At 49.3% G+C, this 16,545-nt stretch carries 19 protein-coding genes and 1 riboswitch; of the genes, 2 read left to right on the top strand and 17 right to left on the bottom strand.

All coding sequences use genetic code 11. The features are described from left to right. From cobJ to L696_RS0112760, 11 genes are all read right to left on the bottom strand, one after another. The coding region (gene cobJ, locus L696_RS0112805) for a precorrin-3B C(17)-methyltransferase (protein WP_025683984.1) at nt 1-789 on the bottom strand (789 nt) is incomplete at its 3' end. Nucleotides 790-917: 128 nt separating this feature from the next. Next, entirely contained in the window at nt 918-1,148 is a 231-nt protein-coding gene (locus L696_RS30445) for a hypothetical protein (protein WP_162472174.1), read from the bottom strand. Further along, nucleotides 1,107-1,290: riboswitch (cobalamin riboswitch) on the bottom strand. Its footprint overlaps the gene before it by 42 nt. Before the next feature lie 57 nt (nt 1,291-1,347). Next, nucleotides 1,348-1,902: an LOG family protein gene (locus tag L696_RS0112800; protein WP_025683983.1), complete on the bottom strand. Its 555-nt coding sequence runs from the start codon at nt 1,900-1,902 to the stop codon at nt 1,348-1,350. 171 nt (nt 1,903-2,073) lie between these two features. Then, a complete protein-coding gene (locus L696_RS0112795; RefSeq protein WP_025683982.1) occupies nt 2,074-2,919 on the bottom strand; it encodes a uroporphyrinogen-III synthase in 846 nt (281 codons plus the stop codon). A gap of 101 nt (nt 2,920-3,020) precedes the next feature. Further along, the gene (locus tag L696_RS0112790; RefSeq protein WP_025683981.1) at nt 3,021-4,172 is read right to left on the bottom strand and encodes a GerAB/ArcD/ProY family transporter; all 1,152 of its coding nucleotides are present in this window, start codon (nt 4,170-4,172) and stop codon (nt 3,021-3,023) included. Nucleotides 4,173-4,212: 40 nt separating this feature from the next. Further along, nucleotides 4,213-4,437: a hypothetical protein gene (locus L696_RS0112785; RefSeq protein WP_025683980.1), complete on the bottom strand. Its 225-nt coding sequence runs from the start codon at nt 4,435-4,437 to the stop codon at nt 4,213-4,215. Continuing rightward, nucleotides 4,430-5,650 (bottom strand): Ger(x)C family spore germination protein, encoded by a 1,221-nt coding sequence (locus L696_RS0112780; RefSeq protein WP_025683979.1) that lies wholly within the window; start codon nt 5,648-5,650, stop codon nt 4,430-4,432. Before L696_RS0112780 ends, L696_RS0112785 begins: the two co-directional genes overlap by 8 nt. Further along, nucleotides 5,650-7,275 (bottom strand): spore germination protein, encoded by a 1,626-nt coding sequence (locus tag L696_RS0112775; protein ID WP_025683978.1) that lies wholly within the window; start codon nt 7,273-7,275, stop codon nt 5,650-5,652. Before L696_RS0112775 ends, L696_RS0112780 begins: the two co-directional genes overlap by 1 nt. A gap of 174 nt (nt 7,276-7,449) precedes the next feature. Further along, the gene (locus tag L696_RS0112770) at nt 7,450-7,785 is read right to left on the bottom strand and encodes a hypothetical protein (protein ID WP_025683977.1); all 336 of its coding nucleotides are present in this window, start codon (nt 7,783-7,785) and stop codon (nt 7,450-7,452) included. A gap of 15 nt (nt 7,786-7,800) precedes the next feature. Next, nucleotides 7,801-8,514 carry a pirin family protein gene (locus tag L696_RS0112765; RefSeq protein ID WP_025683976.1) on the bottom strand — a complete coding sequence of 238 codons (714 nt, stop codon included), beginning with the start codon at nt 8,512-8,514 and terminating at the stop codon, nt 7,801-7,803. A gap of 71 nt (nt 8,515-8,585) precedes the next feature. Further along, nucleotides 8,586-9,443: a LysR family transcriptional regulator gene (locus tag L696_RS0112760; RefSeq protein WP_025683975.1), complete on the bottom strand. Its 858-nt coding sequence runs from the start codon at nt 9,441-9,443 to the stop codon at nt 8,586-8,588. Nucleotides 9,444-9,622: 179 nt separating this feature from the next. Here L696_RS0112760 and L696_RS0112755 point away from each other — a divergent pair, with 179 nt between their 5' ends. After that, on the top strand, nt 9,623-10,603 hold the full coding sequence (locus tag L696_RS0112755; RefSeq protein WP_025683974.1) for a DMT family transporter: 981 nt from the start codon (nt 9,623-9,625) through the stop codon (nt 10,601-10,603). A 94-nt stretch (nt 10,604-10,697) separates the two neighbouring features. On the opposite strand, the gene L696_RS0112750 is transcribed toward L696_RS0112755, so the two are convergent. The 6 genes from L696_RS0112750 to L696_RS0112725 all read right to left on the bottom strand — a co-directional run bounded on the left by L696_RS0112750 (nt 10,698) and on the right by L696_RS0112725 (nt 16,006). After that, the gene (locus L696_RS0112750; RefSeq protein WP_025683973.1) at nt 10,698-12,689 is read right to left on the bottom strand and encodes a methyl-accepting chemotaxis protein; all 1,992 of its coding nucleotides are present in this window, start codon (nt 12,687-12,689) and stop codon (nt 10,698-10,700) included. 155 nt (nt 12,690-12,844) lie between these two features. Beyond that, nucleotides 12,845-13,252, bottom strand: a complete 408-nt coding sequence (locus L696_RS0112745) for a DoxX family protein (protein ID WP_025683972.1) — start codon at nt 13,250-13,252, stop codon at nt 12,845-12,847. Between the two features lie 120 nt (nt 13,253-13,372). Further along, a complete protein-coding gene (locus L696_RS0112740; protein ID WP_025683971.1) occupies nt 13,373-14,233 on the bottom strand; it encodes a M56 family metallopeptidase in 861 nt (286 codons plus the stop codon). Nucleotides 14,234-14,236: 3 nt separating this feature from the next. Beyond that, a complete protein-coding gene (locus L696_RS0112735; protein WP_014278583.1) occupies nt 14,237-14,650 on the bottom strand; it encodes a BlaI/MecI/CopY family transcriptional regulator in 414 nt (137 codons plus the stop codon). A gap of 145 nt (nt 14,651-14,795) precedes the next feature. Continuing rightward, entirely contained in the window at nt 14,796-15,635 is an 840-nt protein-coding gene (locus L696_RS0112730; protein WP_025683970.1) for a winged helix-turn-helix transcriptional regulator, read from the bottom strand. Next, nucleotides 15,611-16,006: a Fur family transcriptional regulator gene (locus L696_RS0112725; RefSeq protein ID WP_025683969.1), complete on the bottom strand. Its 396-nt coding sequence runs from the start codon at nt 16,004-16,006 to the stop codon at nt 15,611-15,613. The genes L696_RS0112730 and L696_RS0112725 overlap by 25 nt, the downstream gene beginning before the upstream one ends. A 185-nt stretch (nt 16,007-16,191) precedes the next feature. On the opposite strand from L696_RS0112725, the gene L696_RS0112720 reads away from it, so the two are divergent. Next, nucleotides 16,192-16,515, top strand: coding sequence for a YczF family membrane protein (locus L696_RS0112720; protein ID WP_025683968.1), 324 nt, complete (start codon nt 16,192-16,194; stop codon nt 16,513-16,515). The last annotated feature ends 30 nt before the right edge of the window (nt 16,516-16,545 follow it).

Here is a 16,545-nt window from a genome sequence, read left to right as displayed (position 1 = left end):
CGGCTGGAGCGCCTGCTCGGACGCATCCAGCGTATACTTGCGCTGATACCCGCGCGGCGTCACGATCAGACCGTCATACACCATCGTCGAAGAATTGCCGATGATGACGGTCGTCAGCATACCGATATCATGGTTCAGCATATCTTCCAGCGTCGTCACTACGACTTGCTGACGGTCACGGTAAGCACTCTTGACCAGCCCGACCGGAGTCTGCGGATCACGGTAGCGCAGCAAAACAGACTGCGTCTCAACAATCTGGCGTGTACGCCGACCACTGCGCGGATTGTACAGTGCAATGACAAAATCCGCTGAAGCTGCCGCTTCTACACGCTTCACAATCGTTTCCCAGGGGGTCAAATGGTCACTCAGACTGATCGTGCATGCATCATGCATGACGGGCGCACCCAACAGCGAAGCACAGGACTGAATCGCCGATATTCCCGGCACCACTTCTACCTCAACCCCGTCCTCACGACGCCAGCCCTTTTGCATCAGCACTTCGTACACTAGCCCGGCCATCCCATATACGCCTGCGTCTCCACTGGAAATGACGGCTACCTTCTTGCCCATCTCCGCCTGTCGAACCGCCTCCTGCGCACGGCTCACTTCCTCCGTCATCCCTGTGCGAACAATCTCCTGCCCATTCAACAACGGACGGATCAGATCTACATAGGTGTTGTAACCGATAATGACCTCACTCTCGGCCAGCGCATCCAGCGCCCGTTTGGTGATATGTTCCATATCCCCCGGCCCGAATCCAATCACGAGCAATTTTCCTAATCGGCTCATCGTTATCCTCCTTCTTAAATTCAGGCTATGTTTTCCACACTTCTATCTATTCGACTTGTATATGGACATCCTGTAACTCAAAAAAACCCATCCTCCCCGGATGGGTTTCCTATGTACACATCGTATCATCAGACGGACACAGCATAAGAAGACAGACACTTCTTGTCTCCCGCCATCGTGCCGTTGCTTTCCATCTGCCTGTTCACGCTTGAACGCTTCTGCACGTTCAGATCCACGCAAACCTGTAACCAACATGGAAAAAGCAACGTGCGCCTGATTTCCTGATTTCGTACACCCGTCCTCTCCGCGAAGGTTAACGGTGCATACAGATCAAGGTAGGTCTCCTGGCTCGGCATCAACAGATTTTTTCGCCTTCCCCGGTTTCTCACGAGTGACGTCTGAAAAAATCCTCTTCCTTACAGTGGCGGGACCGCTCGGGACTTGCACCCGATTCCCTGTTACCCTTTGCTATCACAAAGGCACCTTGTCTGTCCGCTATTTGATTATGGGTCTTATCATAACCTTGCCTCAATCAGTTGCGCAAGCATGAAAAACGCTTTATTTCAAGTTTTCCGCCTTGTTTTTTAGCATATGCAGCAATTCGTCCGGGTCCGCAGAGATACTCAGCAGCGCTGGATGGTCAACTCCGGTAAATCCCTCCCGCACACTATGACGCACCATTTCCGCCAACGGGTCAAAATATCTGTTCACATTCAGCAGCCCGATAGGCTTGCGATGAATGCCGATTTGCCCCCAACATAGTACCTCGAATAGCTCCTCAAATGTTCCCAATCCGCCCGGAAGGGCAATGAATGCGTCAGCCTTTTCGCTCATCACCGCTTTGCGTTCATGCATGCTCGCCACCTCAATAAATTCGGTAACTCCCCGGTGAATGATCTCTGCATCGAATAACAGGGTCGGCATAATCCCGGTGACCTGACCGCCCCCTGCCAGCATCGCATCCGCGACCTCGCCCATCAGCCCCTTGCTGGAGCCTCCATAGATCAGACGAACATGATGTCGGGCCATAGCCTCTCCAAGCTTGCCTGCCTCCTGAAGATATACCGATGAATGTCCGGGTCTGGACCCGGCAAAGACACAAATGGAATTCATAACGTCTCAGCTCCTGTTCTGGTATCCCGCATCGAGGCTTTTTCATTATATTAAATAAATATTTTCGCTATAACAAAAACTTCTGTCGATGCATGTCCAACAAAAAAAGATAAAGACCCTGTAGGCCCTTATCTTCATTTTACCCTTTATCGCAAGGATATGGGGTAGTTTTCAGTTCACTACTTCCAGACCGCAGCCGTGAGCCGAAGCGCTATGCTCAAAATATCTTCCCAGCTCCACCATCATCGCGCCCATTCGTTCCTCCACCGGAAACACGATCCGCTCAATCCCTTCCTCCAAAATGGACTGCGCCGTCACCTTGCCTACCGACACAGCGATCACATCCTGGCGAAAAGCTTCCAGCACGTCTTCCATCTGCTTCTGTTCCCTCGCATATTGAGCCAAAAAGCGGATTTGTGGACCGCTGGTGAACGTAACTGCATCCACATTGCGGTTCAGGATATCCTGTAGCAATGCTTGCAAATTTGCCTCCTCCGGCGGAATATGCTTATAGGGAAGCACCTGCCGAGTAACTGCGCCTTGCTCGTCCAGCCACTTCACCAGCCGGGGGGCTGGATCACCATGTAGCTGCAACAGCACTTCCTTCCCCTTCAGATCGTACGGAGCAAAGGCCTGCGTCAACCCGATCAAGCTTCCGTCCTCGTCCCGTACAGCGGGCGTAAAGCCACGCTTTTTGAGTCCATTGACCGTTTTGTAGCCCCGCGCTGCAATGTTCGAGGAATGTAATAGCTCCAAAATCTGTTCTGCTACTTCCATATCCTCCGCCATATCAAACAGCGCGTCCAGCCCCATGCCTGTCGTGAAAATGTTCCAGTCTGGCGGCTGCTTCACCCACGATACAATAGCATTACGCAGCTCGATATCGTCCAGAAAAACCGTACCCTGGGCCGGACGTAGCACCGGCTCGCCCCCCATTTTTGTAACCAGCAGCGCCATTTCGTCTGCTTTACGGGGACCAGCAAGGGCGACTCTCTTGCCTGCCATGCGTTGGGCCATCCTGTTTCCCCCCTTGTAGAAGTCATACTCCTTTCTACCAAGTATACAATCAAGGAGCTAAAAGACAAATAAGAATTGCTTTTCCGATGGATATAGTAAGCTTATAATTCGACTTGTCTTTCTCCACTTCCCTGCTGGCTCTCCTGTTTCCTCTTATCCTGCTCACCACCAGATGGCTCAGCACCGTCATTTTTCTCTTTACGTTTGGGCCTAATCACCAGCCATAGCACAAAAGGCATAAGCACAAAGAAAATAATCATGACCATGGTCCATTCCCGGCTAAAGTCATAGATTTGGACAACGTTGGAGAACAGCATAAAGGAACAGACATAACCCAACAAACCGATTGGCCATACAATCAAACTCCCCCAGGCAGGAGTAAACATACGCTTTACAGTCAAACTGATAACGTATAGCTCGAACCCTACCTTTGTAAGCAGGGTTGGCACAGTAAGAGCGACTATAAACAAATCGAACCGATCCAGAAAATCCGTTAGCTGCAACTGACGCACCAGTTCATAGGAAGGATAAAACAGCCGTGACAAAATGGGAATCCCGGTTACCAGCTCTGTCAGCATCACAATCATGATCATAAAAATGGTCCCTATCAGATGTCCAAGCCATGCACTGCGGGGATTATAATTTCTCCCGGAAATCACAAAGGGCAACATCATGATGTCCGCCATATAACCCAACATGCGCCAGCTTCCTTTGGCAACTCCACCTACATCCGGATGTAAAAATGGTCTCAGCACCGAAAAATCCATATTACGCCCGAAAAATAGTAGCAAGGTCAACAGGGTCAGGATCAACACTGGCGCGAAAATTTCCCCCATATTTACAATAGTGCTAATTCCCCCTTTAGCCATAAACACTAAAGTTAGCAGCAGAATCAGGGAAATCACGACAATCGGGGTCAGCGGTAAAAGCGCAATCTCCACAAAATCCGTAATAATTCTCAAATCCCGCGCAAAAATGATCAGGAACAGGATGAGATACACCAAGAGCAGCATACGCCCCAGCACGGGATGAGAGCTCACCACGGCCTGAAGCAGATCCTGATCGGGAAAACGCTGACTGAGCTTCAGCATCGCCCAGATCGGCAGGCATAACACGATGGCTGCAACCGCACAGGTCCAATAGGCATGCTGATGCGCATAATCTGCTGCCTGCGCCGGAGCATGTACAATGGTAATACTGACCTCCAGCAATACACCAAGCAGCACGATTTGTCTGGTTGTGAACTGTTTCATGCAGGTACATCTCCTTTTGCCCACAGGCATCTTGCACTCGTTACAACAAAGGGGGCAGCCACATATCAATAAACCGGGTCAGCCATGTAGCCACATAGACTTTACTGTTTGTCGATGTTCCGTAGATCCAGATGCCGATGCTAAGAGCGTACAATACACGTGAGATCCAGCGGTTGACAGCAGGTGCGGCGTTCAGGCTTTTACGGTCAATCAGATACATGAAGATGATCGCCAGCACCAAGGGCAGCAGAAACACTTTATTCATTCTGGAGTTGCTCCTTCTTGATTCCGAATGGCTTGGTAACTGCACCGATATTTTCTATATGCACCACCGGATTTATGGTGACTTCCACCTTGGGGTACAACTGATCCCAGCGAGGTTTAATCCGTTCCCATTCATTCGGAAGGCTCGTAATGATCACCCGGCCCAAACCAAGCACATCAGAATGATATTTTTGTTGAATAACCCGGACAACCTCTCCCAAATCCTCCTTGATCTTACGTTCTACCTGCTGCTCCAGCCACTTCAAGTTTGCTTCGTTGGAAATATCGAAAGTCGTCTCATTCTCCTTTACATTTCCGTTACAGTTCAGTTGAATGTTCATCCGGATATCATCCCCATGAACATAGGGTTTGATATGAACGCTGTTTTCGATGAGATGCACGGACAGATAACCACTTCCCTTGGGAGGGGTTATAAATACTTCCGTATCCTTGGCCTGGTCCATACCCAGCAGCAAAAACCGACTTAGATGGTTATCTATAATGCCGGTTACTCTGTCCTTACGAAATACAGCCAGCCCATCAACCTGAATATTCGTCTTTTTGTCCTTCAAGTTAGAGGGGCCGTTCTTCACCAGGGACATCACTGGCACAGCAGGGTCAATGCCCTCCAGCAGAATAGAATTCATCAGCAGCTTGATAGAACGGGGCTTTTTCATATAGGAGTAGTTCAGCTCGCGCACCATTTCTGCCGGATATTGCTCAATCGGTGCATCCGCCTGAAGCACATCCAGCGCCGATCCCTTCGTGATGACCACCAGAGAAGACAGACGGTTCTGCGGAAGACGCGCCAATACATCCATCATATTGCTGACCCCTTCCCGTGCCAGTTCTTCGCTAAACAACAGCACCCGGCGATGAGAATAATTCAGCGTTCGTGATACGCCCCGCTGTTCCTCGGTACTTGCGCCCCGAAAGCTGGGGCCTGTTCTGGACTCCAGATAGTAGGATTTGGTTCCGCTTGTCCCTCCTCCGCCTCCTGTGCTTCCCGAGGAGCCGAGCTGTCCAGGGAGCGCAATCTGCATCGTTACCCGGTATTGATCGCCTTCCTTATCCAGCCCGGTTCCCATCACAAAGGCCACATCGTTCACCTCACGACGATCCCAGCATCCCCCCAAAAGAACAGAACAGAGCAACAGACAGCTGATCACAGCCGCTTTACGTATTTTCCCTGCATCAGACCCTCGGGGCTTCATCACCATCCCTCCTCGGTTGTCGGCGATCCATTCATCTTTTCTTTCGCCCGCTTGTTGTTGCCTTTCCCAATCAACGAAGGGCGTTTGGTCATTTTCCACCAAGGCGCACGAACGACGATATCCTTTTGATCCATATGTTTGTACGGGCTATATCCGCTCATATAAGGCACGCCAAACGACGTTAGGTTGGTTAAATGCGTAGCAATCAGCGTTGTCGCGATTGCGATTCCAAACAATCCGAACGCCCCCGCCATCAGCATGATCGGAAACCTCAGCAGACGAACCGTAATCGCAAAGTTAAAACGCGGAATGGTAAACGAAGCAATACCTGTGAGCGACACGATAATGACCATCGGCGCCGATACAATCCCCGCCTGTACGGATGCCTGCCCGATGACGAGCGCGCCGAGGATACTGACAGCCTGACCGACCGTTTTGGGGAGACGAATCCCCGCTTCTCGCAACGCCTCAAAGGAAACCTCCATCATCAATGCTTCCACCAAGGCGGGGAAAGGAATGGATTCACGTGCTGCGGCAATGCTCAAAATGAGTGTCGTCGGCAGCATGTCATGGTGATAGGTCGTGACCGCTACATATAATGCAGGCAGGAAAAGAGCCAGGAGGAGAAAAAGATAACGAATCCAGCGCACCATATTACTGATAAAAAAGCGCTCGTAATAGTCTTCGCTGGCCTGAAGCATCTGCCACATCGTCACTGGCCCAATCAGGGCAAAAGGTGTCCCATCCACAAAAATGGCAAAATGTCCCTCCAGCAATTGCGCAGTGACGGTATCCGGCCGTTCCGTATATTCCATTTGCGGAAACGGCGAAAACGGATGATCTTCAATCAGTTCCTCGATATATCCAGTCTCCAGTAAACCATCAATTTCGATATCGCTGAGCCTTTTTTTAACATCCTCCACCAGCTTCGGATCTATAATGCCTTCAATATAGGTAAGCACTACGCTTGTCTTAGTCTCTGTACCGAGCGTCATGCTGTACATTTTGAGCATCGGCGTCTTTAGCTTGAAACGTAGCAGCGCCGTATTAACGCGAATCGTTTCCGTGAAACCTTCACGTGGACCACGAATAACCGACTCGGTCTGCGGCTCCTCTACTCCACGACGCACGCCTCCCTTGGCGCTGAAAATATAAGCACGGGGCGTACCCTCCACGAACAGAGCTGCATTGGCATCCAATATGGCTTCCGCTACCTTATTCCATTGATCCATCGTTTTGGTCTGGGACATGGAAATACGAGTTTCATCCAGCGGCTCCAATTGGCCGTTCACTTCAGGGTCCTTGAGCATCATGCCCAAAATGACGGGCCGCAGGATATGATCCTGCAAGTCTTCTGATTTCACCGTGCCTTCCAAATAAGCCAACAGCCCCTTGCGGTCAGGGGAAATCATCAGCTCGCGATAAACAACATCCGAGCAATCCTTGAAAATATCGCGCAATGCGGTCAAATTGTCTTCCAGACTGCTACGCAACGGCTGTTCCAGCCACGGCGGTTCAGGCAGGCCCTTGAGAACACGGGAATCTCGCGCCTTGCGGTCCGGGGCCGGAACCGCTCTTCGGCTCCACGGCAATCTCGGCAACTTGGGAAAGCGTCCTTTCTTCATCGTTATTTCCCCCTTTACGAATGAGCCGGATAGGTAATATAACATGTAGGATGTACCAGCCCGCACAGGATTATGTATCCAACGGGCTCAGCATGTTGAACAGATGACAAAAAGACCCTGCACTTATGCAGAGTCTCCGAAAACTATCGTTATAAAAAGGGGAATTAATAGTGATTAATCTCCCCAATATTCATCTGGGCGGTACTCAATCTCAGAACTGGCTTCGAACGTAAGCTCACCTGTTTGATCATCGTATTGTACACTTTCCGGGGTGACGTAATACCAATGCTTCACAACGGCTCCGTTCTCCGGCGTTACAAAACGGAATACATTCAGCTCTCCGCTATAACGCACAATCACTTCCGCCGCCTCACGCGGCAGCTCTAGAAGCATGAAGCGAAACACGCCGTCCGCCGATTCCAAACGGCAATTCAAAGTCTGCTTGCGGCTGTCAGCAAAGCTGCGACCCGTGACGGCATGCTTGATCAGCCATGTTTCCTGCTGCGCCATTGCGCCCACCTCCTTTTAGGGTAAATCAATCAGCATATAAAAGACAGGCTCCTGTGCCTCCAGCGACAGCTTCGGCTCCTGCTCAATGCGGGCCGAATCGCGCCCGTTCAGCATATGTTCACCGTTCACACGCAGCGAGCCTTCGATAACAAACAGGAACACGCGTCGCCCTTCGGACTGTGTGAATTCCACACGCTCTCCGGGCTGAAGCTTGCTTAAATAAATCGTCAAATCCTGATTAATCGCAGCTATTTCACCATCCGTACCCGGAACACGCTTCCCGGCAACAACAGGCAGAAGCTGACCATGCAAACGATCCGGGTTGAACGCAGTAGCTTCATACGACGGTTCCAGCCCTCTCGTAAGCGGGCCAAACCACAATTGAAGTAAACTGACATCGTTCGTTTTCGAAGCGTTGTGCTCCGTATGGATGATCCCGTGGCCCGCGGACATCCGCTGGATACCTCCAAAATTCGTTACCGCCACATGCCCACGGTTGTCCTCATGACGCAGCTCGCCGTACAGCACGATGGAGACAATCTCCATATCACTGTGCGGGTGCGCCCCAAAGCCTCTTCCCGGTGCGATCACGTCGTCATTAAAGACACGCATGGGACCAAACGCTGTATTGTTCTCATCCTGATATTCCGCGAATGAAAAGCTGTGACTGCCCCGCAGCCATCCCTTATCGAAGCTGAATCGGGAAGCAGCCGGATATATTGTGAACATAGTAGCCCTCCTTCAGGAAGAAAAATGAGATCAAATCTTTTTTTCATTGTACCCGAGCGCCAACGATAAAGCTATGCCTCTGTCTGAGCGATAATTTCATCCATAAAAGACTGCAAGGTACTGGTCACATAGGCTTCCTTACGACGGATAAATACCGTTGTCACTTCGTTGTACGGCTCAGGCATTGCATGACAATGCACCAGACCCTGGGCAGCCAGCCCGCTGATCGAGGATTCAGGAAAAACCGTCATTCCAATGCCAGCCGCCACACTGCCGATAATCGTCTCGAATGTTCCAAACTCCATAATCTGCTTGGGAATAATGCCCTCCATCTTGAGCCAAGTTTCCAGCCGCCCACGGTAGCCGCAGCCCTTTTTATATAAAAGGAGCGGACGGGTCGTTACATCCTCAACGGAAAAGTCATCTCCTTGGGAAACAAGGACCAGCTTTTCCTGAAACACATCCAACTGTTCAATGAGGGGGTGCTTCACCGGTCCGGTCACAAAGGCTCCATCCAGCCTCATCTCCGCAACCTCCTGTACCAGGTGCTCCGTAACCCCTGCCTTGAGGGACAACTCGACATCTGGGTACTTGCTATAGTAAGCATGTAAAATCGCCGGGAGAGCGATCACCGTCTCCACGATCCCTATCTCCAGCACCCCCGAAGGCGCTGAGGTACTCTGAAATGCATGTTTCATTTCCTCGAATTGCGACAAAATGCTTTTCGTATATTGCAGCAGACGCTTGCCCTCTGCGTTGAGGATCATGCCCCGCTTATGTCTATAAAATAAAGGCGTTTGCAGCTCCTTTTCCAGTAGCTTGATTCTGGCCGTTACATTGGACTGGACATAGCTAAGCTCGGCTGCCGCCTTGCTGACACTGCCATGAGCAGCCACTGTCTGGAAAATGTTTAAGTCGTTCAGATCCACTACCGCTCCCCCTTATCGTGAAGGGCAAGGCTATCAAAATTGACGTGCCTTGTCACTTATTATCATTTTAAATGATGATAACGTTTATTTTCAATCATTTTACCAACAGATCCCTATCCATTATGATTTGTCTATAAGATATGTCCGCTGAGGCCGGCAAGGAGGAGCTTTTTTTCACCATGAACAGACAAATCATGACCGGATCTTTATTATGCCTGATCGCCAGTATGTCCTGGGGAGCCATGTTTCCGGTTTCGCACATTGCATTGCAACAAGTTAATCCGCTGTACTTTTCATTTTTACGTTATTTCTCGGTTACGCTCATATTAATTGTCCTGCTGTGGCTCAAGGAGGGACGGGCTGCATTTCGCTTTGAGGGCAAGGGCAAGACGTTGCTGTTCTTCGGTACGATGGGATTTACCATCTACAACATGGCCGTTTTCCAGGGACAGCACGCGATGGGTGCAGCAGGTACCCTTGTAGCTTCTATTATGGAAGTGCTGATGCCGATGATTTCGATTGCGATGATATGGGTCATGACCCGTAAAATGCCGCCAAAATACACACTGATCAGTATGATGATTGCACTGGCTGGAGCTGTACTCGTGATTACGAACGGAAAATGGACCTTCTTCACACTCGCCGGACAGCATTTGCTGCCGCTGCTGCTCATTTTCGCAGGGGTGATTGGATGGGTCGTGTATTCCATGGGAGGCAGCCATTTTGCAGGATGGTCTACCCTTCGCTACTCTACCTTAACCTGCCTGCTCGGAACTCTGGTTTCCTTCGTAGTCGTTGCAACCGCCTCCGCCTTCAACTGGGTTGCGGTACCGGACTGGCAGCATGTATGGTCGGTCAAATACGAAATGAGCTTTATGATCCTGCTTCCCGGACTGGCAGCCTTGCTGAGCTGGAATGCCGGAATCCGAATGCTGTCACCACTAAACGGAATTTTATTTATTAACTTTGTACCGATTACCACGCTGGTGCTTATGTATTTCCAAGGCTATACCATCAGCCACTTTGAGCTGTACGGGACATTACTGGTTATTTTCGCGCTGCTGCTCAACAATATGTATCAGAGAAGTTCTCTACGCACTTCCGACAGCCCGCGCCGCATGCGTTTTCGGCTGGATCGTCGCAAGTCATTCCAAAGATAATTTTTATACCTTCAATAAGAAGTTGTGGCAAAAAGCATGCAAAAAAAGCGCCTGGACATGAGATAGACTCATGTATCCGGGCGCTTTTTTGGTTTTATTGATCTTTTCCTTCCACTTGGAAACGTCCGACCAGCTCGCGCAGTTCCTCTGCCATTTGGCTCAGGTCCGCTGAGGAAGAAGCAATTTCCTCAATAGAAGCGAGCTGCTGCTCAGCGGCGGCTGAGATCGACTCGGTGTTGCCCGCTGCCTCGTTCGAAATATGGGAAATGTCGCTCATAATGCCTACGACACCCGCTGCTCCCCGAGCCATCTCCTGTGTCACTCCGGTAATATCATTGATATGCTCCATTGCTCGTTCCACGGCACGGCTAATTTCTGCAAAGGATTGCTCCGACGTGCATACCGAATCAATTCCTTCCGTAACCCGTGTCCGTGCTTGATGCATAGCCGTCAAAGCATGGTTCATATCCACCTGCATCGCATCAATCCGCCGCGAAATCAAGGTAGCCGATTTGGCCGATTCCTCGGCCAGCTTACGTACCTCTGTCGCAACCACAGCAAACCCTTTCCCATGATCCCCGGCGCGTGCCGCCTCAATGGACGCGTTCAGTGCCAGCAGATTCGTCTGTTTGGCAATACCGGATATAACACTGATAATATTCACTATTTCACCGGAGCGCTCGCTAAGAGAATCCATCGCTTGTCCGAGATCATTAACCGTCTCGTCAATGTCATGCATCTTCTGTACAGCTTGCGTAGCTGCCTTGCTACCCTCTTGAGCTGACTTAGCATTTCGCTTCACATTCTCAGATACGCCCATCATACGCTCGGATACGTTCTCAGCCTGCCGGGCAAATTCTTCCATACGCCCGGAGCCATATTCTACACTCTGGACCTGGCGTTCGCTGCCTACGGCTACATCCTGAATAGCAATGGTGACATGCTCGATAGCTTTGGTCGTCTGATCTGCACCCGCAGCCAGCTCCTCCGCCGAGGAACTTACCCGATCTGTTGTTTCGTGTACGCTTCGAATCATCGTGCGTAAACTGTCCACCATCGTTTGAAAATGGGAAGATAACTCGCCAACCTCATCTGTTTTTCCGGTTTCCAGATCTCCGGTCAAATCCCCTTCACTGATCCGCTCTGCCGATTTTTGCAATCTGCGGATCGGTACCAGAACCGAACGGGTGATCAGGAAAATAGCAATAAGTGCAATCACCAACGAGGCTGCCAGCACGAAAATGGTTACATAACGCATGGCAGCGGTGGCATCGCTAATCTCGGATTGATAGAAGGTACCTGCAATTTTCCAGCCGGTATGCTCATTCGTTACATAGGTCAAATATTTTTCACGATCTTGATACATATAGTTAAAGTTCCCGCTCGGTGCAGTATACATTGTATTGATAAAACTTTCCTGAGAAGATGAACCCGGTTTAGCCGTAGGGTGGACTACAAATTTCTTCGTATGATCTAAAATGGTAATATACCCATGCTGACCCACTTTGATAGAGGCCAGTTTACGTACACTTTCCAGATTTAGAGAGATCCCGATAACCCCGGACTGGTCGGAAAGCGTCTGAGATACCACCACAACAGGAATACCCGATGAATTGATAATAACAGGGGTGATCGCTACCTTACCGGGTTGCTTCATCGCTTCGATGTACCATGGTCGTTTGCGAGGATCAAATGTCCCTTCGTCCTCCTTGGGCACCCCCCGGATCATCAGCCCCTGCGGTGTTCCAACAAAAATATCATTCGCATCTTCGTGCAAGCCTTTGTATTGGATCAGCTTGGGCTGAATCAAAGGGCTGTTTCGATCATCAATCATCGAGCCGTCCAGACGCTCCGCCAAATAACTCACATCTTTAATTTTACTGACGATTGCATATTCAATAATCGAGTTAGCCGTGGCTACCCCCTGATTTGCACTGCTGTGGAGCTGTTTTTCCATAGCATTATATGATGATTTATAGGCCGCAATGGAAATACTTAAGCTCGGAATTAGCAAAACAAGCAAAAAACCTAAACTTAGCTTGTTCCTGAGTGTCCATATAGTCTTTCTCTTTCGCGTTGTTTCCATGTGTTTTTCCCCTTTGCTCAAAAAGCGATATATTTGAATTACACTCAATGGAAACTATATCGGTTAAAGTAAGCAAATGATTTACAGGAAATTTTCACAAACAAGCAAAATAAAAACCGCACCCTATGCGACTAAGGGTGCGGTTGTATGATTATTTAGACCTGTACGCTACTACTTTCAGGCTTTTTACGGCTAAACAACTGATCTAGCGAAAGAAAACGTGCGCCGCCCAACGCTTGCTGAAGACTGGCGAACAGAACCAAAAGATCAAATTCAATAGAACCAAAAGGTTGTCCTTTTTTAGCAGTTAACAGAACACCAATCATGACGATCGTCAATGCTGCTCCGGCGATTCTTGTTCCGATACCCAGAACCAGTGCAATACCTCCAACCAGCTCAACTGTAGCGACCACAGGGGCCAACCAGCCGGGAAGCCCGATACTTTGGAAGAAACCCGAGGTTCCGTCTAATCCCTGAAATTTTTGTGACCCGTGAACAATGAAAATGACCCCTGTAAAAATGCGTACCAGCAACAATCCAACATTCGTAAGTGTTTGATTCATAAACTCATCTCCCTCTAAGGTTGTAGTATGATTATGCAATAAACTACACGCTGTAGTGTATTACATATGAAGAAACGGTAGCGCAGAGCGCGCCACCCGCCAGGACATATCTTGCCAGAACTAGACTATAGCCAGTCCAAACATAAGCGTCAGCATCACAAGTACATAACCGGAAAACATAATCGAACGCCAGGGCAGTTGGATTACCAGCTCTTGCTGAGGGTCCAGAATACGTGAGATCCGATAATTAATGGACGTTTCTGCAAAAGAGGAACAAGCGGCGGAATTCACCAGATGGGCATTGGCGGGGGTCATACTAAGAAGTTTGAGCAATGCACTTCCAATTCCCATCGGTGAACCTGTGCGGTTAATTGCTTCATTGTCAGCCAAAATTTCGCGAGCTGTCTTGTAAAGCTTTGTAATATGACGCAGCACAGGCAAGTAAAACAGCAATGTAGCACACATTTGCAGCAGCCAGGTCTTCAACGGATCATAATGCTTCATATGATACGCCTCATGATATACAACTGCCTCCTCCTCATTCCTGTCCAGTACAGACAGCAATGCGGAGGACAGCACAATGCGCGGCTTCCATAAGCCCATGGTGAATGCGGCAGGCTTCGCGTAACTAATGACCCAAATCCGGTCAGCTCCAAGATCACGATATCGTGCAACCAGAGCCTCCGTAAGCATGGAATCACGCATCCGGCGCAGTCTGCGGAAAGCCGCCCTTGTGGCCATACACTGTCGTATCGCTTCTACCCCGGCAATCCCGAACGTGAGAAAGACGAGTCCACTGAGCGCATCCACCATGTAGCCAATTCCGTAGTTCTGCAACAGACTTCTACAAATCTGAAACACGTTAAAATCCAATTTCCAGCCGAAAATATGCTGCCCGGCGTACATACCCATCTGTATAAGGGCGAAACCCGAAATAAAGGCGCCTGCTGTAAACAGTAATTTAGAACGTGTTTTCCACATCGTCTATATATCCTTTTTCCATTGTTTAATTTTTTGTTCCAGACGTTCGATCAGCATCGGATCGGCCACCTCCAGAGCATCAATCATATGATTTACAGCGAGTGGACCGAATTCATCCACCAGTTCGTGGCTTAACTCCTTGGACTGTTCATCCCTGAATTCTTCCCTGCTCAAAACCGGTCGATACAAAGACGTTCTCCCGCGTATACTCTTGCTCAGTATTCCCTTTTCCACCAGACGGTTCATCACGGTCATTACCGTATTGAAATTAAAGTCCCGATCCCCCTCCAACGCGGTCTGCACTTCTTTGATGCTCCGATCCGAAGTGGACCATAAAATATCCATAATTTTGGCTTCCAGAGGTCCGAAAAAACGGTTGAGTCCGGTTTCGCCAGTTTTAAAATTCAGTCGTTTCATAAGAAGCACCTCGCACTACCGATTGTAGTGTATATATCCTGATAAAGTCAACCGTCACACCTAATGTCAGTTTCTTCAAAGGGACTTATATACATCCGCCGAATGTCTCCATCCGGCGGCAATTCATAGCCTGATCAGCTTCCGTTCAATCCGCTAATCTGTAGCCTACACCTCTTACCGTTGCTATATATTCAGGCTCCGCAGGCCGGTCGCCCAGCTTCTTGCGCAAGCTTTTGACATGCACATCTACGACATTGCTGCCGCCTACAAAATCCGTCTCCCAGATATCATGCATCATCTGCTCACGAGAGATGACTTTGCCTTGAGCATCAAGCAGCTTCAACAGCAAATCATATTCCGTTTTGGTCAGATTCAATTGATTCTCTTCTTTATATACTAACATTTTATCACGGTCAATCCAGATGTCCTTGAACACCGTGCGACGGCTTCCTTGCGCTGCCTGACGGGAAGCTGCCGGATGTCGTACAATCATCCGTTCAATATCATGCACCATATGATTGGAAGCCAGCGGCCATACTAGAACTTCTTCCGAAGGAAGCAGCTCATGCGCACGTACAGCCATCCGATCCTGAATCACATATATGACGGGTATGTCTTTCATCTGTTCTGCCTCAAGACGATTGCGGATATCCAGTAATTCACTCCGTGTATCGGTAGCGGTCAAATCGTAAATCAGCAGATCGCTTCCCAGATGACGTTGTACTTCAGGCTCCCAGCGGTGGAACACCATCACATCAAAGCACGCGTCTGACAGCGTACGCACCAAGCCGTGAACTACACCTGGAACCGAGCTGATCAGAACGATGCGACGCGTCGTTGGACAGTACAACGGCTCATTGGAAGGAACCGCCTGGAACGCAGGGACAGAAGGAGCTGACAGCATGGAGGTCCAGATGCCCTTCACCCGTCTCGGCATATCTGCCGCTTTGAGCTGATTCGTTACCTGATTCGCTTGCTTTGGCATGCCTTACACACTCCTCCGAATACGACATGGGCATGGGCAATAGTGTACCCCGTTTCATGCGCAACCGTCTCAATCCAATCATGTGGAACCTCGCTCATCACTTCATCTACCTGTCCACACACCTGACAGATAATATGCTGGTGGTCGTCCATCCGTCCATCATAACGGCTGGCGGCCTCCCCCAGCTTTAATTCACGGATTAATTCCTTATCCGTCAAATAACGCAGTGAATTATAGACCGTTCCATAGGCAAGATTATATCCGCGCTCCATCAACCGGTTCATAACGTCAGCCGCAGTGGGATGATCGTGGGCCTCACGGACCACATCGTACACTGCTTGGCGCTGCGAAGTTAAATTCAAAGTTCTCATACCGCATCTCCCTTAACGAACGCAGATTATATTTATTCTCAACTTATAATCACAACAAAAATTAATTTAGAATAAGTATAAATCCTAATTCATTTCAAGTCAATGGAATCGGATAAATTGAGCCACTTTGCAACACAATGTATACAAGATATACGTTCAACTCATACACACGAGGGGGATATTTGATGAAAATACTCTGGATATTCACACTCTTTATGGTACTCATTCTCGGAACCAATCTGCTAGTGAATTGGCTATTCGGTATTCATAATCCATGGGAGCCTATGTTATTGGCTTTTCGCACCACACGACCATCCGAATATATCGTCTTGGCAGGAATGCTACTGCTGCTCTTGGTTACCGTAGGTAAAAAGCAAATTGGATACACATTTCGCTTTCTTTTCTCTCGATGGTCACGATTTCTGAGTGTTCCGGCCTCCACCTCTGCTTCCATACAAAAGAGCAACAAGGCCAAAGAGGTAACAACAAATAACGGGGCAAATAAATGATACTGACGTGTCGTTCAACATTAAAATAGT

Source organism: Paenibacillus maysiensis, from assembly GCF_000520815.1.
Taxonomy (GTDB): Bacteria; Bacillota; Bacilli; order Paenibacillales; family Paenibacillaceae; genus Paenibacillus; species Paenibacillus maysiensis.
Note: the sequence above shows the minus strand (reverse complement) of the source record. Positions and strands in the feature narration are given on the sequence as shown.